The sequence below is a fragment of the Actinoplanes sp. NPDC051470 genome (assembly GCF_040682035.1).
Lineage (GTDB): Bacteria > Actinomycetota > Actinomycetes > Mycobacteriales > Micromonosporaceae > Actinoplanes.
The window spans coordinates 1-22,534 of record NZ_JBFBAA010000016.1 but is presented as its reverse complement, the minus strand read 5'-3'; the positions used below and the strand labels follow the sequence as shown (position 1 = coordinate 22,534).

Annotated in this window: 26 protein-coding genes, 3 tRNA genes and 1 pseudogene; 13 read left to right on the top strand and 17 right to left on the bottom strand. The window is 69.6% G+C overall.

Annotation, left to right across the window (positions count from 1 at the left end; translation table 11 throughout):
• Positions 1 to 25: 25 nt before the first annotated feature.
• Both AB0M54_RS26545 and AB0M54_RS26540 read left to right on the top strand, forming a co-directional pair.
• Positions 26 to 865, top strand: coding sequence for a hypothetical protein (locus AB0M54_RS26545; protein ID WP_364311890.1), 840 nt, complete (start codon positions 26 to 28; stop codon positions 863 to 865).
• Positions 866 to 1,137: 272 nt separating this feature from the next.
• The gene (locus AB0M54_RS26540; RefSeq protein ID WP_030438450.1) at positions 1,138 to 1,347 is read left to right on the top strand and encodes a BldC family transcriptional regulator; all 210 of its coding nucleotides are present in this window, start codon (positions 1,138 to 1,140) and stop codon (positions 1,345 to 1,347) included.
• A gap of 58 nt (positions 1,348 to 1,405) precedes the next feature.
• Here the strand turns inward: AB0M54_RS26540 and AB0M54_RS26535 are convergent, their stop codons facing one another.
• A complete protein-coding gene (locus AB0M54_RS26535) occupies positions 1,406 to 1,786 on the bottom strand; it encodes a PPOX class F420-dependent oxidoreductase (RefSeq protein ID WP_364311888.1) in 381 nt (126 codons plus the stop codon).
• 54 nt (positions 1,787 to 1,840) lie between these two features.
• On the opposite strand from AB0M54_RS26535, the gene AB0M54_RS26530 reads away from it, so the two are divergent.
• The 6 genes from AB0M54_RS26530 (at position 1,841) to AB0M54_RS26505 (ending at position 5,374) form a co-directional block, all read left to right on the top strand.
• Positions 1,841 to 2,581 (top strand): methyltransferase domain-containing protein, encoded by a 741-nt coding sequence (locus AB0M54_RS26530; RefSeq protein WP_364474426.1) that lies wholly within the window; start codon positions 1,841 to 1,843, stop codon positions 2,579 to 2,581.
• Positions 2,578 to 3,117, top strand: coding sequence for an RNA 2'-phosphotransferase (locus AB0M54_RS26525; protein ID WP_364474272.1), 540 nt, complete (start codon positions 2,578 to 2,580; stop codon positions 3,115 to 3,117). Before AB0M54_RS26530 ends, AB0M54_RS26525 begins: the two co-directional genes overlap by 4 nt.
• Before the next feature lie 393 nt (positions 3,118 to 3,510).
• Positions 3,511 to 3,762 carry a hypothetical protein gene (locus tag AB0M54_RS26520; RefSeq protein ID WP_364474270.1) on the top strand — a complete coding sequence of 84 codons (252 nt, stop codon included), beginning with the start codon at positions 3,511 to 3,513 and terminating at the stop codon, positions 3,760 to 3,762.
• A gap of 8 nt (positions 3,763 to 3,770) precedes the next feature.
• Positions 3,771 to 4,304: a TIM barrel protein gene (locus AB0M54_RS26515; RefSeq protein ID WP_364311878.1), complete on the top strand. Its 534-nt coding sequence runs from the start codon at positions 3,771 to 3,773 to the stop codon at positions 4,302 to 4,304.
• 34 nt (positions 4,305 to 4,338) lie between these two features.
• Positions 4,339 to 4,773, top strand: coding sequence for a DUF4429 domain-containing protein (locus AB0M54_RS26510; protein ID WP_364474268.1), 435 nt, complete (start codon positions 4,339 to 4,341; stop codon positions 4,771 to 4,773).
• 286 nt (positions 4,774 to 5,059) lie between these two features.
• Positions 5,060 to 5,374, top strand: a complete 315-nt coding sequence (locus AB0M54_RS26505) for a hypothetical protein (protein ID WP_364311874.1) — start codon at positions 5,060 to 5,062, stop codon at positions 5,372 to 5,374.
• Here AB0M54_RS26505 and AB0M54_RS26500 read toward each other — a convergent pair.
• Complete coding sequence (locus AB0M54_RS26500; protein ID WP_364311872.1) at positions 5,371 to 5,763, bottom strand: hypothetical protein; 393 nt, start codon at positions 5,761 to 5,763, stop codon at positions 5,371 to 5,373. The genes AB0M54_RS26505 and AB0M54_RS26500 overlap by 4 nt on opposite strands.
• Before the next feature lie 38 nt (positions 5,764 to 5,801).
• Positions 5,802 to 6,194, bottom strand: coding sequence for a hotdog fold thioesterase (locus AB0M54_RS26495; RefSeq protein WP_364311869.1), 393 nt, complete (start codon positions 6,192 to 6,194; stop codon positions 5,802 to 5,804).
• A 75-nt stretch (positions 6,195 to 6,269) separates the two neighbouring features.
• Here AB0M54_RS26495 and AB0M54_RS26490 point away from each other — a divergent pair, with 75 nt between their 5' ends.
• Entirely contained in the window at positions 6,270 to 6,518 is a 249-nt protein-coding gene (locus tag AB0M54_RS26490; RefSeq protein ID WP_364311867.1) for a hypothetical protein, read from the top strand.
• Positions 6,519 to 6,522: 4 nt separating this feature from the next.
• Here the strand turns inward: AB0M54_RS26490 and AB0M54_RS26485 are convergent, their stop codons facing one another.
• Positions 6,523 to 7,191: a hypothetical protein gene (locus AB0M54_RS26485; RefSeq protein WP_364474266.1), complete on the bottom strand. Its 669-nt coding sequence runs from the start codon at positions 7,189 to 7,191 to the stop codon at positions 6,523 to 6,525.
• 307 nt (positions 7,192 to 7,498) lie between these two features.
• Between AB0M54_RS26485 and AB0M54_RS26480 the strand changes: the two genes are divergently transcribed.
• Complete coding sequence (locus AB0M54_RS26480; RefSeq protein WP_364311862.1) at positions 7,499 to 7,852, top strand: hypothetical protein; 354 nt, start codon at positions 7,499 to 7,501, stop codon at positions 7,850 to 7,852.
• Positions 7,853 to 8,201: 349 nt separating this feature from the next.
• Here AB0M54_RS26480 and AB0M54_RS26475 read toward each other — a convergent pair whose 3' ends face one another.
• The 10 genes and pseudogenes from AB0M54_RS26475 to AB0M54_RS26430 form a co-directional block, all read right to left on the bottom strand.
• The gene (locus AB0M54_RS26475) at positions 8,202 to 9,707 is read right to left on the bottom strand and encodes a restriction endonuclease (protein ID WP_364474264.1); all 1,506 of its coding nucleotides are present in this window, start codon (positions 9,705 to 9,707) and stop codon (positions 8,202 to 8,204) included.
• 282 nt (positions 9,708 to 9,989) lie between these two features.
• Positions 9,990 to 10,055 (bottom strand): annotated as a pseudogene (locus tag AB0M54_RS26470) (SEC-C metal-binding domain-containing protein); the annotation flags it as partial.
• Positions 10,056 to 10,441: 386 nt separating this feature from the next.
• Positions 10,442 to 10,708 (bottom strand): hypothetical protein, encoded by a 267-nt coding sequence (locus tag AB0M54_RS26465; RefSeq protein ID WP_364474262.1) that lies wholly within the window; start codon positions 10,706 to 10,708, stop codon positions 10,442 to 10,444.
• A 393-nt stretch (positions 10,709 to 11,101) separates the two neighbouring features.
• Positions 11,102 to 11,175 (bottom strand) — tRNA-Phe (locus AB0M54_RS26460).
• Positions 11,176 to 11,186: 11 nt separating this feature from the next.
• A tRNA-Asp gene (locus tag AB0M54_RS26455) sits at positions 11,187 to 11,263 on the bottom strand.
• A 17-nt stretch (positions 11,264 to 11,280) separates the two neighbouring features.
• A tRNA-Glu gene (locus AB0M54_RS26450) sits at positions 11,281 to 11,353 on the bottom strand.
• Positions 11,354 to 11,488: 135 nt separating this feature from the next.
• Positions 11,489 to 12,427, bottom strand: coding sequence for a MerR family transcriptional regulator (locus AB0M54_RS26445; protein WP_364474260.1), 939 nt, complete (start codon positions 12,425 to 12,427; stop codon positions 11,489 to 11,491).
• A complete protein-coding gene (idi, locus tag AB0M54_RS26440) occupies positions 12,417 to 13,037 on the bottom strand; it encodes an isopentenyl-diphosphate Delta-isomerase (protein ID WP_364474258.1) in 621 nt (206 codons plus the stop codon). Before idi ends, AB0M54_RS26445 begins: the two co-directional genes overlap by 11 nt.
• Positions 13,034 to 14,473, bottom strand: a complete 1,440-nt coding sequence (gene crtI, locus AB0M54_RS26435; protein ID WP_364311855.1) for a phytoene desaturase family protein — start codon at positions 14,471 to 14,473, stop codon at positions 13,034 to 13,036. Before crtI ends, idi begins: the two co-directional genes overlap by 4 nt.
• A gap of 8 nt (positions 14,474 to 14,481) precedes the next feature.
• Positions 14,482 to 15,543, bottom strand: coding sequence for a polyprenyl synthetase family protein (locus AB0M54_RS26430; RefSeq protein WP_364474425.1), 1,062 nt, complete (start codon positions 15,541 to 15,543; stop codon positions 14,482 to 14,484).
• Between the two features lie 127 nt (positions 15,544 to 15,670).
• On the opposite strand from AB0M54_RS26430, the gene AB0M54_RS26425 reads away from it, so the two are divergent.
• Both AB0M54_RS26425 and AB0M54_RS26420 read left to right on the top strand, forming a co-directional pair.
• A complete protein-coding gene (locus AB0M54_RS26425; protein WP_364474256.1) occupies positions 15,671 to 16,558 on the top strand; it encodes a phytoene/squalene synthase family protein in 888 nt (295 codons plus the stop codon).
• Positions 16,555 to 17,892, top strand: coding sequence for a deoxyribodipyrimidine photo-lyase (locus AB0M54_RS26420; protein ID WP_364474254.1), 1,338 nt, complete (start codon positions 16,555 to 16,557; stop codon positions 17,890 to 17,892). The genes AB0M54_RS26425 and AB0M54_RS26420 overlap by 4 nt, the downstream gene beginning before the upstream one ends.
• Positions 17,893 to 18,003: 111 nt before the next feature.
• On the opposite strand, the gene AB0M54_RS26415 is transcribed toward AB0M54_RS26420, so the two are convergent.
• Both AB0M54_RS26415 and AB0M54_RS26410 read right to left on the bottom strand, forming a co-directional pair.
• The gene (locus tag AB0M54_RS26415; protein WP_364311848.1) at positions 18,004 to 18,843 is read right to left on the bottom strand and encodes a hypothetical protein; all 840 of its coding nucleotides are present in this window, start codon (positions 18,841 to 18,843) and stop codon (positions 18,004 to 18,006) included.
• A 70-nt stretch (positions 18,844 to 18,913) separates the two neighbouring features.
• Entirely contained in the window at positions 18,914 to 19,960 is a 1,047-nt protein-coding gene (locus tag AB0M54_RS26410) for a serine hydrolase domain-containing protein (RefSeq protein ID WP_364474252.1), read from the bottom strand.
• 23 nt (positions 19,961 to 19,983) lie between these two features.
• Between AB0M54_RS26410 and AB0M54_RS26405 the strand changes: the two genes are divergently transcribed.
• Positions 19,984 to 21,351, top strand: a complete 1,368-nt coding sequence (locus AB0M54_RS26405; protein ID WP_364474250.1) for an NAD(P)/FAD-dependent oxidoreductase — start codon at positions 19,984 to 19,986, stop codon at positions 21,349 to 21,351.
• A gap of 181 nt (positions 21,352 to 21,532) precedes the next feature.
• Here the strand turns inward: AB0M54_RS26405 and AB0M54_RS26400 are convergent, their stop codons facing one another.
• A complete protein-coding gene (locus AB0M54_RS26400) occupies positions 21,533 to 22,000 on the bottom strand; it encodes an ATP-binding protein (RefSeq protein WP_364474248.1) in 468 nt (155 codons plus the stop codon).
• Positions 22,001 to 22,534: the final 534 nt, after the last annotated feature.

Here is a 22,534-nt window from a genome sequence, read left to right as displayed (position 1 = left end):
GCGGTTTGCGTGAAAGGATCGCGGCGTGCCGTCACTGTTCGCGTCGTACCTGCGGGTTTACGAGCCGCTGACCGCCTTCGACCGCGACCGGCAGGTTTACTGGCGCCGGTACGCGCGGGAGGGTCGCGCCCTGGGCCTGGCCGAAGGACCGGTCAAGCAGCGCACGGCCGTGCTCGAAGCGCTGGGCGCGGGCTGGACCCGGTTGCCCGACCTGCCCGACGAGGCGTACGTGCTGGAGTGGGCGGACACCCTGCTGGTCTGCCCCTGGAACCTGCGCCTGCGGGTGGCCGAGGCGGCCCTGAACGCCCGGGACGGTGTGCCGTCGGTGCTGGCCGACGCGTTCGTGCCGCCGGTGCTGGCCGGCCAGGCCAAGGCGATCGTGGATGACTGGCGCAGCGGCGCCAAGGTGCTGGAGCACGGCGTGCCACGGGTGCACGAGCAGATCGCCACCTGGGGCGTGCCACTGCGCTGGTTCGTCTTCGTCGACCTGGACGAGCGCGAGATCGTGCTGGACGGCAACCGCCGCACCCTGCGCTACCGCACCGAGATCTCCAAGGCGCGGCGGCGCGCCCACCGGGCCGTCTCGGTGCTGCGCAAGTCGCTGGGCGACGCCCCGATCACCGAGGCGGTGGAAGAGGGCACCAAGTGGCTCGAGGAGTTCCATCCGCGGTCGGTCGTGGAGCTGGATTATGGCGGTTTGACCAGTCTCCTTCCGGAGGACGATCTGGCCCAGGACGATTCACCCGGATTGGTAGCAGCCGGACTTTCTGCCCTCTCCCGAGGCGACGCCGATGCGGCTACTGAGGCATACGAGAAGATCGTGGCGCGATGGCGGGCCGTCCAGCTTCTGGAACGATGCAATTGAGCAGCCAAAATGGCGCTAAATGACGACGCTGGGAACGCTCCCAAGGCGAACACTCTTCGTGATCAGCCGCTGCCGAAGCGTGATAATCAGACCAAACGGCACACTATCTGGCGTAGAAAACACGGAAAAATCGGACAAGCTTCAACCGTCTATCTAGGGACGTTCAGCCGTTCGGGCCATGTCGGACATCGGGGACTAGCCGGACCATGAGAGACGCACCGGCCGGCGGGACCCCGGCCGATGTCGTTTAGGTACCTGTGGAGGAGTGACCGATGGCATCGCGTACGCACGACCCAGAGCCGCTACTAACGCCGGCCGAGGTGGCGTCGATGTTCCGAGTCGACCCGAAGACCGTCACCCGGTGGGCGAAGGCCGGCAAGCTCAGCGCTATTCGAACGCTGGGCGGCCACCGTCGTTATCGGGAGTCGGAGGTTCGCGCCCTGCTGCAGGGACAGATTCCCGCGCAGCGTCAAGGCGACTGACACCGCGTCGACGAAGATCGTTGCAAGGGGCGAACGCTGGGGAAGGCGATCGCCCCTTCTACGTTCCCGGGTGCACCAGAATGATCACGGTGCCCTCGGCGCCGCGGCGGATCCGGCTCCCGATCAGGGACAGCCGGCCGAACAGGCCATACTTCCGCCCCAGCTCCGCCGACACACGCTTGCGGTCCTCCCTGGTGCCGAACCGGGCCTGACCCTCGACCACGTCGCCGGTGGTGTTGCCGCGGAAATCGCACGCCTGCACGGTGACCCGGGGGTTGTTGCGGATCCGCTTCACCTTGTGCGTGCTCTTCGGCGTCCAGAAGGCGATCTCCGCGCCGTCCGGCATCACCCAGAGCGGCGTGCCGACCGCACTCCCGTCCTTGCGGAACGTGGTGAGCAGCGCATATTTCGCCGCGCCGATTTGCTCCAGCGTCGCCATGGCTAAAGAGTAAGCGGAGTGGATCAGCCCCCGATCGGCGACGTGTTCGGCGACATGGTCACGGACGCGTACGCGGTCCGTACCGGCATCGGCCCCCGCCCCCTGGCCGGTGGACGCGTGCCCCGGCCCGTGATCGAGGTGATCGAGCGGGACGACGGCCTGATCAACGGCGCGCCGGCCGACCACTACCTGGCCGAGCCGGACGAGTGGCAGCCGCACGACCACCGGGCCCTGCGCCTGTGCCGTGGCCACGTGCTCGACATCGGCTGCGGCGCCGGCCGGGTGGCCATCGAGCTCCAGCGCCGCGGCGTCGCCGTCACCGGATTGGACACGTCGCCCGGCGCCGTCGCCGTCGCGCGCCGTCGCGGGCTGCGGGACACCGTCGTCACCACCGTCGACGAGTACGCCCGCGCGACCGCCCGCTATGACACATTCCTGCTGCTCGGCAACAACCTGGGCCTGATCGAGGGCGCCGACCGGGCGCCGGTGCTGCTGGCCGCGCTGGCGTCCCTGGCCAACCCCGGGGCCCGGATCGTCGCCCAGGGCACCGACCCGTACGGCACCACCGACCCCGTGCACCTCGGCTACCACGAGCGCAACCGGTCACGGGGCCGCCTCGGCGGTCAGCTCCGGCTCCGGCTGCGCTACCGCCTGCTGGCGACCGACTGGTTCGACTACCTGGTCTGCTCGCCCGCCGAACTCGAGCCGCTGCTGGCCGGCACCCGGTGGCGGCTCAAATCGATCGACGACAAGGACCACCCCTACTATCTTGCCGTCATGGAGCTGACCGGATGAGCGCCCCGCTCTCCCGCGATCAGGTGCGCCTCAGCCGCCGCGTCTCGATGGTCCTGCGCCACCGCCCCGAGTCGGTGGGCATCACCCTGGACCGCAACGGCTGGGTGCCGGTCGACACGCTGACCGCGGCCCTGGGCATCACGCGCTCCGAACTGGAGGCCGTGGTCGACGGCAACGACAAGTCCCGCTTCGTCATCGAGGACGACCGCATCCGCGCCAGCCAGGGCCACTCCCGCCGGGTCAACGTCGACCTCGACCTGATCCCCGCCGACCCGCCGCCGGTGCTCTACCACGGCACACCCAGCGCCAACCTCGAGCCGATCATGCGCGAGGGCCTGCGCCCGCGCAGCCGCACGCACGTCCACCTGTCACCCGACACGTCCACCGCCACCCGGGTCGGTTCCCGCCGCTCGCCCGACGTGGCCATCCTCCGCGTCGACACCGCCGCCATGACCGAGGCCGGCCGCATCTTCTACCGCAGCGCCAACGGCGTCTGGCTGACCGACGCCGTGCCGCCCGCGTACCTCTCCCGCTGAAAGTTCCCCCGGCACGACCAAATCAGTGCTGTTCTCGTACGGGCAGCCGGTCGGCGCCACCAGGTGGTTCCTCGCCGGTGGTCAGCCGGGCGCGCCTATACCTTTTGTGCGGCCCACCCGACCGTCGCCGAGATCCGCTGCTCCCACTGCGGCGAGCTGCTGCACGCCGCCGACACCGACGTCACGCCGCTGCGCTGACCCTCATGTCTTCATAAAGGACGCCTGAAGTCTCACCGGCCCAGCCGTCGCGGCATCGACAATTGTGGCGATGACCAGGGTGGCTGATCGGTATCGGTTGGTGGACCAGCTCGGCGTCGGTCGCTCGTCGGTGGTGTGGCGGGCGTACGACGACGTTCTTGGTCGTGGGTCGCGGTCAAGGTGCTGTCACCGGAGGTGGCGCAGCGCGCGCGGCTGCTCGATCGGATCCGGGCGGCCGGGCGGCTTCGAGACCGGTTCGTGGCCGAGGTGTACGACGTCGGCGAGACCGAGGCCGGGCTGCCGTTCGTGGTGATGGAGCTGGTGCCGGGGCGGTCGCTGGGCTCGCTGCTGGCCGAGGGTGAGCTGTCGTATCCGACCGCGGTGACCGTCGGCGCGCAGGTTGCCGCGGCCCTGGCGGCCGCGCATGCCCGCCGAGGAGCCCACTGAGGAAGCCGATGCGGAACCCGGCGCGGCGGAACCCGGCGCGGCGGATCCAGGATCGGCGAAACCCGGCGGACCACTGGGTGGCCGAGTTCGCCACGCTGGCCGGCCAGGCGGCGGATGCCGGGACCCGGGTCGGTCTGGAGTTTCTGCCCTGGTCCAACGTCAAGACCGTGCACGACGGGCTGGCCATCGCCGGCGCGGCGGATCACCCGGCCGGCGGTCTGATCATCGACGTCTGGCACACCGAGCGGGCGCACACGCCGCCGGCCGAGCTGGCCGACGTCCCGGTGCGGTTCATCGTCGGTGTCGAGCTCAACGACGCGGACGCCGAACCGGTCGGCACGCTGTTCGAAGACACCGTCACCCGGCGGCGCCTGTGCGGTGAAGGAGCCTTCGACCTGGCCGGCGTCATCACGGCGTTGCGCGTGGCCGGCTGGCACGGGCCGTGGGGGGTCGAGATCCTCTCCGACGATCATCGGCGGGCGCCGCTGGCCGAGGCCGTCGACGCGGCGTTCCGCACCGCGAAGGCTCAGCTCGACCGGTAGGGTCCGGCGAGGCGCATCGACGGGGAGGAACGCGATGAATCATCTGGAAGCGCGCGGCCAGAACGGCACGGTCACCTTCGACGGCGCCGAGATCATCCTCACCCGGAGCCGCCTTCTCGGTACGCCGTTCGACCAGCGAATCCCGGTCAGCGCCATCGCCGACGTCGAGCTGCGCCCGGCCGGTTCCCTGGTCAGTGGCTTCATCAAGTTCCGGCCGGCCGGTGGAACGCCCCCGACCGGCGCCGACATCGTGTTCAGCCGGCGCCAGGAGCCGCAATTCGCCGCGCTGCGCGACGCGGTGGCGGAAGCGATCGGCCGGCGCGGCGCCGCGGCGGGAGCCATCGGCCGGCGCCCGGCCGAGGAAGGATCGGTCGCCGACGAGTTGACCAAGCTGGCCCGGCTGGTCGAGCTCGAGCTGTTGACCCGCGATGAGTTCGACGAGCAGAAGGCAAAGCTCTTGAGAGGGTGACCACGCACGCAGAATGAAGGCCGCGCGGCTCTGTTTTGGACGCGTCAGCGGCCAGGAGCCGCGTGGCCGGCCTCGGCGGGAGCGACGGTCGGCGCCACCCACCTACATACGACATCCTGATTTTGACTCTCTGTAGTTTCCTCTTCACGCTGGATGGACCTTCGCCGGCCGCGAAACCGCCGGTAAATTGCCCTTTTCTGCATCCTCAGCGCAGGGACGTCGCTCGGGACTCCGGTTACGTATCGCAACAGAGAACATCGGGGTCGGCATCCAGGGAGGAGCGACGTTGCTGAAGTTCAAGAACGGCGCGGAGCAGGCGGCATACACGTTCGCGGAGGCCCTGAGCGAGAAGGGCATGGCCTGCATGAAGCAGGCCGAAGAGGCGGCCGAGGCGTTCCAAGCCGGCAAGCAGCAGATGCGACGCCAGTTCAAGGCGCGCGGGCTGTCCCAGGTCGACGCGGACATCCGCTGGTCGGGCATGACCGCGGCGAAGAAGGCGCTGTCCGACAACGGGTGGTACATGAGCCAGGCCACCATGTACAACCAGGCCGCGGCGGTCCAGTACGCGAAGGCCCTCTACCTCAAGGGCGGCGACGACTAGGCCGCGCGGTGTCGCAATGTCGCGATCGTCGAGCCGGCCAGCGCCAGCAGGCACTCGGGCAGCTGGCCGTCGGTGATCGCGGCGCTGAACAGGGCCTCGCCGGTGGAGACGTCGCCGTTGACGTACGCGCTGACGAACCGTGCCACCCAGCGCTTGTCGTAGCGCGCGTCGTCGATGCCGGGGAAGTCGAGCGTCCAGGCGCCGCCGAGCGGCACGTTCTGCCCGACCATGGTCGCGGCCAGACACCAGGCCACGTCGTAGGCGCCCACCACCCCGGAGCGGTCGACCACGGCGTCGAACGTGCCGACCACGGCATCACTGTCGCCGCTGAGCGCGCAGTGGAGCACCTGCGTAGCGTCGTCGAGCGCATGCTGTGGTACATCGGTCACGGAAAGAACGTACGTGGTTCCGTCAAGGTGTGCAGCGATCATGCGGCACGAAGCAGGCAGGTCAGCCTGGCCGTGCACACCCGGTCACCCGCCTCGTCGGTGATGACGATCTCGTAGGTGGCCACCGTCCGGCCCCGGTGCAGCGGTGTCGCCGTGCCGGTGACCAGCCCGGAACGAACCGCTTTGTGATGGGTCGCACTGATGTCGACGCCCAGCGAGACCGGCCGGTCGACGGTCTGCCCGTGCAGCGCCGCCCCCACCGAACCGAGCGACTCGGCCAGCACGCACGAGGCGCCCCCGTGCAGCAGCGAGTACGGCTGGGTGTTCCCCTCCACCGGCATCGTGGCGACCACCCGTTCGGGCGACGCCTCGAGGAACTCGATGCCCATCCGATCGCCGAGCACCCCGGCCGGGCCGATGTAGTTATCCACAGGCCGTGACGCTACCGGTCGCGCAGGTGGTGTCCGCCCCCTATGGTTCGACGGAGAATCGTTCTAGGAGGCACCATGACCGAGCCGCAAGAAGTCGTCGAGACCCGTGGCGACGACCGCGTCGACCTGATCGCGACCGACACGACGGGCGACGGCAAGCCCGACGTCTGGGTTGCCGACACCGACGGCGACGGCAAGCCCGACCTGTTCCAGTTCGACACCAACGGCGACGGCAAGGTCGACATCACGATGGTCGACCTCGACCAGGACGGCACGCCCGACGCGGTGGTCGACGGCGACGGCGGGTTGCCGCCGGCGGTCTGACCCGTCAGTCCAGGCATCCGGTCAGCGCCGCGGCGTAGGTGCCGTCGCTGAGCGGGTGCGGCTTGTCGCCTCCGAAGCCATAGCTGGTCGCCTGGGTCCCACCGGGCACGATCAGCTGGAACAGCCGGCGGCCGTCGGTGCACGACATCGCGGTCACGAGCATCGTCACGCCGTCGGCGCCCTTGCATTCCTTCGTCGAGGCGGGCGCGGTGATCGGGCCCGCCGCCGGGAACATGTCGTCGCAGGCGGCGATCCCGGGCTCGGACGACGCCGCGGCCACCGGCCGCAGGTTGATGAAGATGCCCTGATCGGCGCAGGCCGACTGGAGGCCGGTCAGCTGGGTGGCCAGCGGCTGCAAATAGACGAGGTTGTTCTCGCCCGCCTGGCCGGCCTGCCACACCACGTCGATCAGCTTCGTGCCGTGGTCGCGGATGTCGTCGTAGCGCGAATCGGCGAACACCTTCCGGATCTTCCGGTACTCCGGCTCGGTCAGCTTCGCGTCCGGCTCCTGACCGGCGTACGACCGGTCGCCCGCGGCCATCGCCTCACACGCCACGATCCCCGGGTCCTTGACCGCGATCTTGCGGTAGGCGAACCAGCCCCCCGACGCCGCGAACACCACCGCGATCACGAGGACCAGCCACGGCCACACGGCGCGCTTGTCGTCGTTCACGTCCCCACTCCATCGCGCGCGCGGGCTTCCCGGCAGCGGCCCAACGGACGCACCCCACCGCCGACCGGCCAGCGTTTCCCCCCACTTCAAGATCTTCATTTCGTGCCTGGGTGGTGGGTACAGACCGCAGCTCCCGCCGAGGCGCTCTCTTTAAGATCAAGAGCTGGATGTCGTAGCTGGGCGGGTGGCACTGACCGCTGCTCCCGCCGAGGCCGGGCGCGAGGCTCCAGGCCGCTGGCGCGGCCAGAACGGAGCCGCGCACCCTTCATTCTGCGTGCGTGGTCACTCCGGGTTTAGCGTGGTTCCCATGGCCAAGTACGAGCTGAACCCGTCCGGCGTCGCCCACGCCCGCAAACTGATCGAGGCCAAGCAGTACGTCCTCGACAGCGACTGGGGCGATTCTCAACCCCGGGCCGACGACGAGAACAAGTACCTCGAGAACCATTCGTGGGCGCAGTACGCCGAATGGTTCCTGGGCCTGACCGAGGGCGCCACCGACGAGACCAAGTCCCGCTACGCCTTCACCTACGGCGACCTCCGCCGGGTCCACCGCTCCGGCCTGATCGCCTGCGTCTACCGAGCAGCCGAGTGGCGCCACAAGGACGTCGAGCGAGCCGCCTACGACCTGCTCCAACTCCTCGACGAAACCTCCGGCAAGTAAATCCGACGCGTCCTGAACCAACCGGCGCGGCGTTGCGAAGGGCCGGACGGCGAAGTCTGACTATCGCGGGCATCTGGCTGAACGGCCGCAACGCGAATGTGGGACTCGGGTGGCACGGTCGGCCGCAGGCTGGGTAGCCGCTCGACGGAACCACAACAGGCGAAGCCCCGATTCGGGATCAATCAACCGGGGGAATGCCACCAGGCGCGACCATTGCAGCGCGGGGCTTCCGGGGGCTCGGCCCCCGGAGCAAATAGCGAGGCGGCCACCGGCTCGCACTATGCGAGCAGGAGACCGCCGGACGACTCGTGACTACCGGCGCGAGGCTTGCGGGCTTCGTCGCGCCGTTTCACGCCACGTCCGCCTTCTGCCAACCCGGCGGGAGCTTCTCAAGGCCGATCAGAACGTCAAGGCCGAGATGCTCCTTCAGCATGTATTTGAGATTGCGACCTTCGATGATCTCGATACGTCCGTTGGCTGCGGCAAAGTCGCGGCTAGCCTTGCCCACCCATGAGGTGGTGACGAGGACACCCTTGGCGGCGCGCTTGTGGTCCATCACGCCGGCAAGGGCGTGGACGGCTTCGAGACCCACGATCTTGCTGTAGCGCTTGGCCTGGATGATGCACAGTCCGCCGACGATGGGGTCCTCGTTGATGGCGACGCCGTCGACGCCTTCATCCTTGGAGGCCTGCGTGACCCAGGACTTCATGCCGATAGCTTCGAAGAGTCGGCGGATGAGGTGCTCGAACTCGCTGGGCGAGAGCTTTAGCAAATCGGTGCGGCTGTCCATGCCGGCGATAACGTCCATCTCGTCGACGAACTTGTACTTCGAAAGGTCGAAGGACACCACCGGCCGGACCGCTTCGAGGTGGTACGGGTGCGGGGAGACGATGGCATTGAGATGGCTGCGCAGGCACAGCACGGGATCCAGCTCAGGTTCATCAAGCTGCACCTCGGCGAACTTGTTTCGCTCCGCATCGATGCTGATGAGCAGCGGTCGGATGGCGCGGCCAGTAGCCTTGTCTTTGGTGGAGACGTAGCCATTAAAGACGATGCCGGTGACGAGATCCGGCGAGGCGGCGTCGAAGACCTCTGCGATGGTGCGGAGGGTCAGTCGCGCAAGAAGGTCGCCGTACAGCTTCTTGGTCTCGGGTTCCTTGCGTGGCACGGCCGTCATGCCTTTCGCCTTTGTGTAGCGGTAGGCGACGACGGTGGGCACAGCGTCCTGGAGTGGTAGCTCGTACTCAACGAGCAGCTCGCGGGAGGCGGGGTCGTAGTGGGCGGCGGCCTTGCCGGTGAGGCCCTCGGGGTAACGGGATTGGGCGAGAACATGCTGGAGGCGGTCGACGAAGTCAGTCGGGCCGCCGTTCGACAGGGCTGCGCTCAGTTCGAGTGTGGCGTCGGCTGCGCGTCTGTTTCGGCTGGCGACTAGCTGCGCGTACTCGATGATTCTCGCACTGAGGGCCTCGGTCCTGAACTCCGCTTCCGCGAGCTTGCGGGCGTGGTCCTCCTGTTCCGCCAGACGTTTTGCAACGGCTGCACCTTGGGCATTCGCGCGGGCGTCGGCGATTCGGCGTCGTTCTTCTGCTTGCTCCCGTTGGGTGGCCTCACGTGCCGCCTTGGTAGCCGCCTGCTCGGCTAGCCGTTGGGCCTGTACTTCATGCCGCAGCCGCGCCGCGTCGGCCTTCTTCGCTGCGGCCTCGGCCCGGTTGGCCTCACGGCGGGCCTCCGCTTCCTGGCGCTTCTGCTCGGCGATCAGCTCTCGGTGCCTGCGTGCCTCCGCCTGGGCTTCCAACTTCTTGGCCTGCTTGCGGGCGTCGATCATCTGAGCGATCAGGCCTTTGCGTTGCGCCATGCGCCCTCCGCCGTTCGAGACAGACAAGCACGACCATAACGCCGCCCGTAACGCATTGGGAAGGAGCGGTTGCGCATAGTAACTCCTCGGCCGGGGGAGGGTCGGTCTCGCGCGCTGGTTAGCCGTCGGTGGCCGTACTGCGCTGCGCTGCTGTGGGTAACTAACTGGGTGTCAACGGAGGTCTACAGCGACGGACAACCACGGACTTCGGCAGACTGCTATGCCTGGTCAGACATGCCGCTACTGGCGAAGAGGCCAAGAGCTTTCCTTGACACGGAGGTGTCAATTGGGCCGGTCGTGACACTTCTTGTACTTCACGCGGCGACCGCAGGGGCAAGGCTCGTTCCTCTCAGAACCCTTAAGACACCAGAGCTAAGACATCGACTGCCAAATCTGCCTGTATTGAATCAAGGCACCGCGCGGCGCGGCCGGACGCGCTCGGCCTGCTGGCGGCCTCCGGCCGGCATCGGCCGGCGCACCGGCCAAATCCTGCGACGGTGCTGAGGATCAGAACGGCGCCTCCGGCGGGATCTCGGGCATCTGAGATGGCTGTGGGCCATCCCGTCCACCAATCGCCCCAGGCGAAGCCGAGCAGATCGTCCTCATGGCGCCAAGGTCGTTCGTCCGGTAGGGCGCTCCACCTTGGCGCCATGAGGACGCCCCGCTCCACGGTGTGTGGGTCGACGGCGGACGGGATGGAGTGGGCGTTAGTCAGCACCACGCCGGTGGCGGTCTCAGGGTGATTCAGGCGAGACTTTCCGCTCTCGGACGGCAACGAACGTCCCGTAGTCCTTGGCCGCCTTGAAGAGGGTATTCAGGCCGGGTCGGTCGCCAGCCAGCGCGTAGTCGAGCCGAAGCCCCCACGTCTTGGAATGTCCGTCGAACGAAGCGCCGCTGGACTTGATGAGGTCGGTCTGCTGCCCGAACTCCGGGCCGTCGTGGTGCTCGGCGACGATGAGCAACTCGTAGTCGCTAGTCTTGCGCTCGCTGATGTCGGTCATGTGTTCGAGGCTGACCGCAAGTCGCCGGCCCGTTCCCCGTTCAAGGTGCTCGGCTATGTCCGGAGCATGCCGCCAATCCATCAGCGTGCCGTTGACCCGCCGACTCGGGTCAGGCAAGGCGCACGGCGGAACTGGACAAATGCCGTTCGGATGTCAACGGCTCGCGGGCTCCAAGATTGCCCGCTCGGTGATGAACAGCCAGCCGGACAGACTCTGTGGGTCCGCCATCCGAGGCCGGCGACCCGTGCATCGAACGTGCGATTTGCAACGATGATCATGGGCAATCACCGGGAACCAAGGAACAACACCACCGCCGTGATCAAGCCCGGAAAGCAAAACGCCCACCATGCGCTTCCGCAGGTGGACGGTGCTCAAAGCCCGGCGAGGCTGAGGTGGCCAGGGGCGGGGTCGAACCGCCGACCTTCCGATTTTCAGTCGGACGCTCGTACCAACTGAGCTACCTGGCCGTGATGGTACTTGGCGGTCCTGACGGGACTTGAACCCGCGACCTCCGCCTTGACAGGGCGGCGAGCACTCCAACTGCTCCACAGGACCTTGCTATTCAGTTGCCGTACCCCCAACGGGATTCGAACCCGTGCTACCGCCTTGAAAGGGCGGCGTCCTGGGCCACTAGACGATGAGGGCAACTGCGCCATCATTGCATACCCGCAATGGTGCCGGTTGTTTGCCCCAACCGAGCCCCCCGCTTGAGGCTTGGAAAGCATACGTGATCCTCATGCTCCCCTCCAAACCGGTATCCGATATCGCTGTGACCTGGGGCTATGCGGCGGCTGCGGCGGTTACGACCTGGAGGGCCTCGGTCAGGCCGCCCAGCAGGGGGACCTCGGCGGGCAGATCCTGCTTGTTCCAGCCGGGGCCGGCGGCGGCCACCAGGAAGGGGCGGTGCGGGCCGGTCAGCAGGCGGTCGAGGTGGGCGGTGTCGGCGGTCCCGGGGGTCTGTGACCAGATCACGACCACCGTGGGGCCGGTGCGTTCGACGGCGCCGGCCAGGGCGTCGGGGGGTACCCGGGCGCCCAGCAGGCGGCTGGCGAAGCCGGCTTCGGCCAGGGCCGCGGCCAGGGCCTCGAGCGGGAGGGTGTGCTGTTCCTCGTTGGCCGCGGTCAGCAGGATGCGGGGGGTCACGCCGGCGGGCGGGCGGGAGACGGCGCCCAGGGTTTCCGTGACCGTGCGGGAGAGCAGGTGTTCGACCTCGATGTACTTGAGGGTGGCGGCGTAGCGCTCGCCGATGCCGAACAGCACCGGCATGATCACCTCGTCCCAGGCGCGGACGACGCCGCGGCGGGAGATGGTCATCTCGAGGATGTCGCGCTGGGCCGCGGCGTCGAGGCGGATGGCGGCGCGGGCCAGGCCCCGGGCGGTTGCTCCGGCGCGTCCGACGGGGATGGCGTGGCCGCCGCCGTCGCGGGCGGTTGTTTCCGGCGGGTCGGTGGTCCAGGCGGGGTCGGCCGGCGCGGTGTTCTCGATGGGTACGGGCATGCGCCTCGCCCAGGCCGCCGCCTCGGCCGGCGCCACACCCTGTGCGGTGAGGCGACGCATGACCTGGAGCCGGTCCATGTCGTCGGAGGTGTACCGCCGGTGCTGTCCGGGCGCGTGCTGGCTCGGCCCCAGCCCGTACCGCTGGTGCCAGGTGCGCAACGTGGTGACGGCGACGCCGAGGCGGCGTGCGACCGCCCCGGCCGTCAGCGCCTCATCCATCACCGCCCCGCATGCCCTGCGGAGCGGAGGGGACGGAGGACATGGGCGGGGCGGGGAAATCAGGGGCGGGGGAATCAGGGGCGGGGGCGTCGGCGGCGACCCCGAGGACGCCCCGGAGCCACGGGACGTAGGTGCGGCTGTCGGCGGCCACCTGGTCGCGCAGCTCGTCGGCCGGCGCCCAGCGCAGCGCGGCCACTTCGGCCGGGTCGGGGCCGGTGGGAACGGCGGCGGGGACGGTGCCGATGAGCACGTGGTCGTACTCGTATTCGACGCGTCCGCTGGCCGGGTCTTCCGCGTAGTACGGGTACACGCCGACCACCGACAGCGTGACCCCGCTGATGCCGATCTCTTCCTCGAGGCGCCGGGCCGCCGCGTCGACCAGGTCTTCGCCGGGCCCGGGATGTCCGCAGGCGGTGTTGCCCCAGCGCAACGGGAAGCGGGTCTTCACCGCCGCCCGCTGCTGGAGCAGCACCCGCCCGTCGGGGTCGCGCAGCAGCACCGAGAACGCCCGGTGCAGCTGGCCGGGCGCGCGGTGCGCCTCGTCCACGGTCATCGACCCGATCGCCGCGCCGTCCGCGTCGACCAGTTCCACCAGGTGTGACTCCCGGTTCACGCGCCGACCACCCGTGCGGCCGCGAGTTTGCCCGAGATCAGCACCATCGGTACCCCCACTCCAGGTTGCGTGCCCGACCCGGTGAACACCACGTTCTCCAGCTTCGGATGTAGGTTGCCGGGCCGGAAAGGCCCGGTCTGGGTGAACGAGTGCGCCGCCGCGAACGGGGTGCCGGCCGCCATGCCCTGCGCCTCCCAGTCGGCGGGCGTCACGATGCGCAGCACTTCCACGCCGTCCCGGAAACCGATGTAGCCGCGGCGTTCCAGCTCGGCCATCAGCTGGTCGGCGTAGACCGGGCCGAGCCGGGCCCAGTCGAGCGGGGCGGTGTCGAGGTTCGGCGTCGGCGCCAGCACGTAGAAGGTGTCGGGCGTGGGGTGGGTCACCAGCAGCGACGGGTCGCTCATCAGCTCACCGCGCCGGATCACCTCGTCGAAGGTGCCCTTCCAGGCGCCCCCGAAGTGGATGTTGTGGTGGGCGATCTTCGAGTACGACGCCTTCGACCCGACGTGCAGCACCACACAGGACGGCGAGTAGCGGAGCCGGCGCGGGTACGCCGATCCGGTCAGCGCGAAGGCCACCGGCAGGTCGGGATTGAGGACGACCACGTCGGCCGGGATGCGTTCGCCGTCGGTGGTGATGACTCCGGTCGCGCGGCGGCCGGCGACGTCGACGGACGCGACCGTCGTCCCGTACCGGAATCGCACCCCGTGTTTGGCGGCGGCCCCGGCGAGCGCGGTGGGCACGGCGTGCATGCCGCCCTTGGGGTAGTACACGCCGGCGACCGAGTCGAGGTAGGCGATCACCGCGTAGATGGCGAGCGCGTCCTGCGGGGCGAGCCCGGCGTACATGGCTTGGAAGGAGAAGATCCGGCGGGTACGCGGATCGCGGAAGAACTGGTCGATCTTCGGCTGCAGCCGGCCGAAGCCACCCATCCCGAGCAGCTTGAGCAGGTTGAGGTTGACCAGGTCGAGCGGGGTGTCGAGGTTCTTGTCGATGAAGTGGTCGCGTTCCAGCTCCCACAGCCGGCGCGAGTAGTCGACGAACCGCAGGTATCCGTCCGCCTCGCGCGGCCCGCAGACCCGGGAGACCTCGGCCGCCATCCGGACCGTGTCGGTCCGCACGTCCAGCGTGGACCCGTCCGGATAGTAGGCGCGGTAGGCCGGGTCGAGTGGCGTCAGCTCGAGCCAGTCGGCGAGGTTCTCGCCCACCGCGTTCAGCGGCTCCTCGATCAGCGACGGCATGGTGAGCACGGTCGGTCCGGTGTCGAAGTCGTACCCGTCGACCGACAGCCGTCCGGCTCGGCCGCCGGGGACCAGTTCGCGCTCGACCACGGTCACCTCGCGTCCGGCCGCGGCGAGGTAGAGCGCGCAGGAGAGCCCGGCCAGGCCGGCCCCGACCACGACGACTCGATCGGTCGGTCCCGTCACGGTTCGCACGGCGTTCATCATGCCGGTCGGTTCGTGGCGGCGACGGCCAGGTGGGTCAGCGCGTCACACGCGTCGGGGTGGATCGGTGCCTCTTGCAATGCGGCCAGCCCTTCGTCGACGCGGCGGCGGATCAGCGCCTCGACGCGTTCGGGCGCCCCGGTCTCCTGGATGACCGAGGCCATCCGTTCGATCCGGGCCCCGTCGGCGGCGAGGGTGCGGTCGGGTGCGAGTTCGGCCAGCTGCGCGGGGGTCGCGAACCGGCGGGCCAGCATGAGCAGGGCGGTGGGTTTTCCGGTACGCAGGTCGTCGCCGGTCGGTTTGCCGGTGACCATCGGGTCGCCGTACACGCTGAGCAGGTCGTCGCGCAGCTGGAAGGCCTCGCCGACGCGGGAGCCGTATCGGGCGTACGCGGCGTCGGTGTCGGACCGCGAGTCGGCCCCGGCCAGGGTGAGCCCGAACTGGAGCGGCCGCTGCACGGTGTACTTGGCCGTCTTGTAGCGGGCGACGAGCAGCGCGCGTTCCAGCGACCAGTCGTCCGGCCGGGTCTCGCCGAGCACGTCGAGGTATTGTCCCGCCACGGTTTCCACGCGCATCCGGTCATACCGGCCGCGTACGGCGAAGAGCGTGGCCGGGCTCAGCGCGGCCCGGGCCATCAGCTGGTCGGCCCAGACCAGGCAGAGGTCGCCGAGCAGGATCGCCGAGGTTTCGCCGAACTTGACGGCGTCGCCGCGCCCCTGATCGTGGTCGTGCCGCGCGGCGAAGATGCGGTGGGCGGTGGGTGCGCCACGCCGGGTGGCCGATTCGTCCATCACGTCGTCGTGCACGAGGGCGAAGGTGTGCATGAGTTCGAGCGCGGCGAGCGCCGGGACGATCGGCTCGAGTGGTTCGTGCGGCTCGGCCGGGTCGGCGACGCCGCGCCAGCCCCAGTAGGCGAAGGTCGGCCGCAGCCGCTTGCCGCCGCCGAGCACCAGGTCACGGCCGGTGCGCGCGAACGCGCCGAGGGCCGGGTCGACGGCGTCGAGGGTGGCGATCTGGGTGGCCAGGAAGTCGGCCAACGTGCTCTCGACCTGGGCGTGCAGACCGGGCTCCCCACAACTCTGGTGGGGGATCGCATGTCCCGTGAGGGTGTCATTGGCCACGTGCTGGACAGTACCGTAGACTCTGAGTTGCGTCGATTGCTGAGTCGATTTCGTTAGGATGGACACCATGAGCGACGACCTGTCCGCCTCCTACGAACGCTGCCGTGAGCTGCATCGACGCCACGGGCGCACCTACTACCTCGCCACTCGCCTGCTACCCACGTGGAAGCGCCGTCATGTGCACGCGCTGTACGGATTCACGCGGTACGCCGACGAGATCGTCGACCGCACCGAGGATCTGCCGCCGGCCGAGCGCGCGGCGCTGCTCAACGAGTGGTCCGAGCGCTTCCTGGCCGGCCTGCGCGGCGAGCCGATCGACGACCCGCTGCTCCCGGCCGTCCTGCACACCATCGCGGTCTTCGACCTCGACCTGGCCGACTTCGACGCGTTCCTGCGCAGCATGGCGATGGATCTGACCGTCACGTCCTACGACACCTACGACGACCTGCTGGGTTACATGGAGGGCTCGGCCGCGGTGATCGGCACGATGATGCTGCCCATCCTCGGCTCGCCCGACCCGGTCGCCGCCCGTGAGCCGGCCCGCCAGCTCGGCCTCGCCTTCCAGCTCACCAACTTCATCCGGGACGTCGCCGAGGACCTCGACCGCGGCCGCACCTACCTCCCCGACGACCATCTGGCGCGTTTCGGCGTGAGCCGCGAGGAGCTCCAGCGGCGGGTGGCCACCCCCAAGATCAAAGACCTCATCCGGTACGAGGTGAGCGTCGCCAAGGACCACTACCGGCGGGCGGCGCCCGGCATCCCGATGCTGCAACCGGCCTCCCAGGCGTGCATGCGCACCGCGTTCCGGCTCTACGGCGGCATCCTCGACGAGGTGGTCGCGGCCGACTACGACGTCTTCACCCGCCGGGCTACGGTCCCGAACCCCCGCCGCGCGAGCGTCGCGATCCGCTCGATCTTGACCAGGCCCGGAACGCCGGTGGAGGTGCTCGCGTGAAGACCGCGGTAGTCCTGTTCACCCGTGATCTGCGCGTACGCGACAACCCGGCGCTCGCCGCGGCCTGCGCCAACTTCGACCGGGTCGTCCCGCTCTACGTGCTCGACCCCAGGCTCCAGGGCCTCTCACCCAACCGCACCCGCTTCCTGCACGAGTGCCTGGCCGACCTCCGGGAGACGCTGCTTGGCAAGGGCGGCGACCTGGTGATCCGGCGCGGCGACCCGGTGGCCGAGACGATCAAGCTGGCCCGCGAGGTGCACGCCGAGGGCATCGCGCTCACCTCCGACGTCAGCGCCTACGCGCGGCGCCGCCAGGACCGGTTCGAGGCGGAGGCGGCCCAGCACCGGATCTCGTTGCGGCTCTTCCCCGGCGTGACCGTTATTGATCCCGGTGACGTGAAGCCCGGCGGCGGCAACGACCACTACAAAGTGTTCTCCCCGTATCACCGCGCCTGGGCTGGGGCGAAGTGGCGGGACGAGGTAGCCACCCCGCGCAGCGTCACGCTGCCGGACGGCCTCACGACCGGCCAGTTGCCCCCCGTCCCGACGGGTGAGTCACCGGACGCGCTGCCCGGCGGCGAGACGGCCGGGCGCCGCCGGGCCACCACCTGGCTCGAGCACACCGAGCCGTACGACGATCGGCACAACGACATGCCGGCCGACGGAACGTCGCGGCTCTCGGCGTACCTCCGCTTCGGTTGTGTCTCTCCGCTCGCGCTCGCCCACGCCGTGCGCAAGCAGAACGGCCCAGGTCTGGACGCTTTTGTCCGGCAGCTCTGCTGGCGCGACTTCTACTACCAGGTCGCGTACGCCTTCCCGAAGCTGTCCACCGAGGCGCTCCGGAGAACCGGCGAATCCCATGGCTGGCGGGACGACTCGGACGCCCTGCAACACTGGCAGGACGGGCTGACCGGGGTGCCGGTGGTGGACGCCGGGATGCGCCAGCTGCGCGCCGAGGGCTACATGCACAACCGCGCCCGGCTGATCACCGCGTCGTTCCTCACCAAGCACCTCGGCCTCGACTGGCGGCCCGGCGTGGCGTGGTTCTTCCGCTGGCTGAACGACGGCGACGTGCCGAACAACTCGGGCAACTGGCAGTGGGTGGCCGGGACCGGAAATGACACCAAGCCGTACCGTCGCTTCAACCCGATCCGTCAGGGCGAGCGCTTCGACCCTGACGGCGTGTACGTTCGTCGCTACGTACCCGAACTCGCCTCGATCGAGGGCAAGGCGGTGCATCAGCCGTGGCGCCTGCCCGACGCCCAGCGGCGTGCCCTCGACTACCCGGAACCGCTGGAGTCCCACCGCGACGAGGCGGTCTGGTTGCGTCCGTAGTTTCCGTCGGTTCGCCGGCGGGAAGCGGGTCCCGCCGACGTTGCGTTCGTCCGTTCGGCCGGCGGGACCCGCGCTGTATTTCCCACCCGACCGGCGTGGAAACGCTCCCAGTCACTGCGGCAGGGTGCGCCAGGTTCCGTAGCGGTGCACGGCGATCCCCCCGAAGGCCGGCTCGGTCCGGGTCGCGGCGTCGACCTTGGCCAGCTCGGCCGCGAGCACGGTCGCGCCCTCCTCGTGGAAGGTGCAGTGCGCGCAGTCCGGCAGCGTCTCGGTCTCGGCGCCCAGCCGTACCCGCTTGGCCTGCACCGCGCCGCGGTCCAGCCAGTCCTCGCCGACCGCCATGATCGAGTTCGGCCCGGTGCCGGAGTCGCGGTAGCTCATCACGGTCACCGCGGTGACCCGGCGCAGCACCTCGTCCGCGAAGTTCTTGTTGCCGACCTGGTACTCGCCGTACCAGAACGGCACGTCCGCCTCGAACGGCAGCGAGGTCGCCGCGCGCATCTTGTCCAGCAGGCTCAGGAACGACTTCAGCGTCGCCTGCTGGTCGGTCGACCAGGCGGTGAGCAGGTACGGCTCCACATCCAGGTGCACGCCGGCGAAGAGGCCGGTCTTCAGCGCCGTCTTCTGCCAGGCCAGGGCCGCCCGGTGGTCGGTGACCCAGGACGTGTCGCCGCCCAGCGCGGACAACTTGATCTTCTGGGCCCCGGCCTGCGCACGCATGTCCTGCAGCCGGGCCAGGTCGCCGTTCACCAGGACCGACGGCGAGACGTGGACGAAGATCTCGGACACGCCCTGCTGCGCCGCCCAGGTGACCACCTCGGTGGCCGGGTTGTCGCCCCACAGCCACATCGCGCGCGTCGCCGCTGGCATCGCGGTCATCCTGACCTTGCCCGCGGTCGACACCTCGGGCACCGCCAGCGCGGCCGCGACCATCATGAGCACGGCTGCCACCAGCCCGGACCGCCATCGCCCTCGCATGAATCGTCCCCCCGCGCTCGGTGTTCCGTCGTTCCGCGGAGGTTCAGAATCGGGTGTCGGACCGGTCGGTTGAGGAGTTGAGCGCCGCCTCGATCCGGTCGACCGTCGCGAAGTCGCCCAACCGCCTGGTCACGTACGCGACCGCCAGCCCACGCCCCGGGTCGGCCCAGCCCGCGTTGCCGCCCAGCCCGCCCATGCCCCAGGTCCCGTCCGCCTCGAGCTGCACGCCCAGCCCCCACGTCAACGGGTCGCCGCCGATGAAGCGATCGACGCCGGTGAACTGCCCCGTCGCCATCATCGCCCCCACCGGCCGGCGCATCAGCTCGTCGTAGAACCGGGCCACACCCAGCGCCGTCGCATGCATGTTCACCGCCGGGACGGTCGCCGACCGCCACAGCTCACCGTTCACCACGGCCAGGTCGCGGGCGCCGGCCGGGTTCCCGACCGCCCGCTCCTTCACCGAACCCGGCTCACCGGCGTTGCGCTCCGGCCAGTCCGGCGCGTCGAACTCCAGCTCGGCGCACCGCGCCCGATCGGCGGGGCCCAGCCCGAAGGCCAGGTCGGCGCCGAACGGCCCGGCGATCTCCTCGGCCACGAACCGGGCCGGCGACCGGCCGTCGACCCGGCGTACCAGCTCACCCAGCAGATGGCCGTAGGTCAGCGCGTGCTCGGCGGCGACCGTGCCCGGCGGCCACTCCGGCGACGCGGCGGCCAGGTCGGCGCAGAGCACGTCCCACTCGGCCCACGACTCGGCCGGCCGCGGCACCGGGAACGCCGGCAGGCCCGCGGTGTGCGTCAGCGCCTGGCGTACCGAAGCCTCGGTCTTGAAGGACGGCCAATGCCGGGCGATCGGGTCATCGAGGCCGACCCGCCCCCGCTCCACCAGCCTCAGCACCGCCAGCGCGATCACCGGCTTACCCACCGAATAGACGTTGACCAGCGTGTCCGCGTCCCAGGGCACGGTCCGGGCCGAGTCCCGCCACCCCTCGCGCAGATCGACCACGACCTGCCCGTCCTTGACCACAGCCAGCGCCGAACCGCCCCGCGGCTCCTGGTCGAACGCCTCTCGCAGCGCGCCTCCGATCGACATCTCCGTAACCTAACCTGAGCCCCATGGCAGCTGAGGTGCGCGAAGCGGACGTTGTCGTGGTCGGGCTCGGCGTCGGTGGCGAGGAGGTGGCCGGGCGGCTCGCCGAAGCCGGCCTCAACGTCGTCGGCATCGAACACACGCTGGTCGGCGGCGAATGCCCGTACTGGGGGTGCATCCCCAGCAAGATGATGATCCGGGCCGGCAACGCGCTCGCCGAGGCCCGCCGGATCCCCCAGGTCGCCGGGTCGGCCACCGTGCGACCCGACTGGGCGCCGGTCGCCCGCCGCATCCGCGAGGAAGCCACCGACAGCTGGGACGACAAGGTCGCGGTCGACCGGTTCACCGGCAAAGGCGGCCATTTCGTACGCGGAACTGCCACCCTGACCGCCCCCGGCCGCGTCCGCGTCGACAACCAGGAGTTCACCGCGGCCCGCGGCATCGTGATCGCCACCGGCACGTCCGCCGTCATCCCGCCGATCGACGGCCTGGCCGGCACCCCGTACTGGACCAACCGCCAGGCCATCGAGGCCGCCACCCTCCCCGACCGCATGATCGTCCTCGGCGGCGGCGCCATCGGCGTCGAACTCTCCCAGGTCATGGCCCGCTTCGGCGTCGCCGTAACCATCATCGAGGGCGCGCCGCGCATCCTGTCGGCCGAAGAACCCGAGTCCTCCCGGACGGTTCTGGAGGCGTTGACCCGAGACCAGGTCAAAGTCCTGACCGGGGTACGCGCGAAGCACGTCCACCATGACGCCTCCGGCTTCACGGTCACGCTCTCCGACGAGACCGTGGTCACCGGCGACCGCCTGCTCATCGCCACCGGCCGAGCCGCCCGCCTGCAGAGCCTCGGACTGGAGGCGATCGGCCTCGACCCCGCCACCCGGTTCCTCACCACCGACTCCCGCATGCGCGCCGCCGCCGGCGTCTGGGCGGTCGGCGACGTCACCGGCAACGGCGCCTTCACCCACATGGCCATGTACGAGGCCGACATCGCCGTCCGGGACATCCTCGACCAGGGCGGCCCCGACGCCGACTACCGAGCCCGCCCCCGGGTGACCTTCACCGACCCCGAGATCGGAGCGGTCGGCCCCACCGAGGCCCAGGCCCGCGCCGCCGGCGTGGACATCAAGGTCGGACACGCCGCCCTGCCCTCGACGTCCCGTGGCTTCATCCACGGCCCCGGCAACGACGGCTTCATCAAGCTGATCGCCGACCGCGAACGAGGAGTCCTGATCGGCGGAACCACCGCGGGTCCGGCCGGCGGCGAAATGCTCGGGGCGCTGTCGGTCGCCGTCCACGCCGAGGTCCCGATCGCGACGCTGAGCAGCACAATCTGGGCGTACCCCACGTTCCACCGGGGCCTGGGCGACGCCCTGCGCGCCCTGGCCTGACCACTTATCCACAGCCACCCAGGCCCTGTGGATAACCGACTTCCCCACCCGATTTCCGGCCTACTCTCAGGCCCACCCAGTGCCGGGGTGGGGGAGGAGGCGGCGCGTCGCGCAGCGCAACCCACCCCCCACCGAGGTGGGCGTCCCGGCCGCGGTGGTCACACGCTGTGCGGTGGGCGGGTCAGCGCAGGGACAGGTCGGCGGTGACGGTCGTGCCGCTGGGGCCGGTCGAGATGCGTACCGTCGCGAAACGTCGGGCCAACCACAAACCTCGACCACCGGGGGTACGGGGTGATGGCAGACCGCCGGCGGCCATGGCGGCCTCGCTCATGCCGGGGCCGTTGTCTCTGACCTGGCAGATCAGGTGGGCGCCCTCGCGTCGAAGGGTCAGGTGGCCGGCGCCGCCGCCGTGCCTGATCGCGTTGCCGCAGAGCTCGTGGACGACGAGGACCACGTCCTCCAGGCGCTGTGGCTCGAGCCCGAGCTCCGAGACATGTGCGGCCACGGCCGCCCTCAGGCCGGCGAGATCGCCCACGCCGAAGGGCAGGTCCAGGGAGGCGCGTGGGGTGGTCCAGCCGGCTGCGGAAGGCGGGCGGTTACGACGCTCCCCTACGTACGGAGTGCTCAGTTGCTCGGGTAAGACCGCCATGGGAGCGCTAGTACCCGCTGGCCACCGTGGGCATGCGACCCGGTGAACCTTAGGAAAACCCGGCGCTGACCTGCGGTTATGAGGAACACTGGTCCCCGATTTGGAGTGCGGGCGGACGACCGGGTAATGTTCTCTCTCGGCAGGGGAACGGGCGAGAGCGCGGCGCAAGTCGCGATGGCCGTCCTGCCAGTCCTCCTAGTTCACGGTGCGGGGCTTTGCTGCGCGCTGCGGGTTGGAAGGACGTACTGGAACGGAACGGCACGAACCGGGAGATACCGGTTGACAGGGCCAGGACGAGACAGTAAAGTTGAACGAGTGCCCCGAGGGCGGGCCGCTTACCAAGGCGGCAAATCTTCGGTGTGTGGTTGTTCTTTGAGAACTCAACAGGGTGCTTGATAAGCCAGTGCCAATTTATGGCGAGGTTTTGTTTTGCCTCGCAATTCCTTTGGCAACAAGATTGTTTGTTGCTGGGATTTGAAATATCTCTAGATTTTGTTGGAGAGTTTGATCCTGGCTCAGGACGAACGCTGGCGG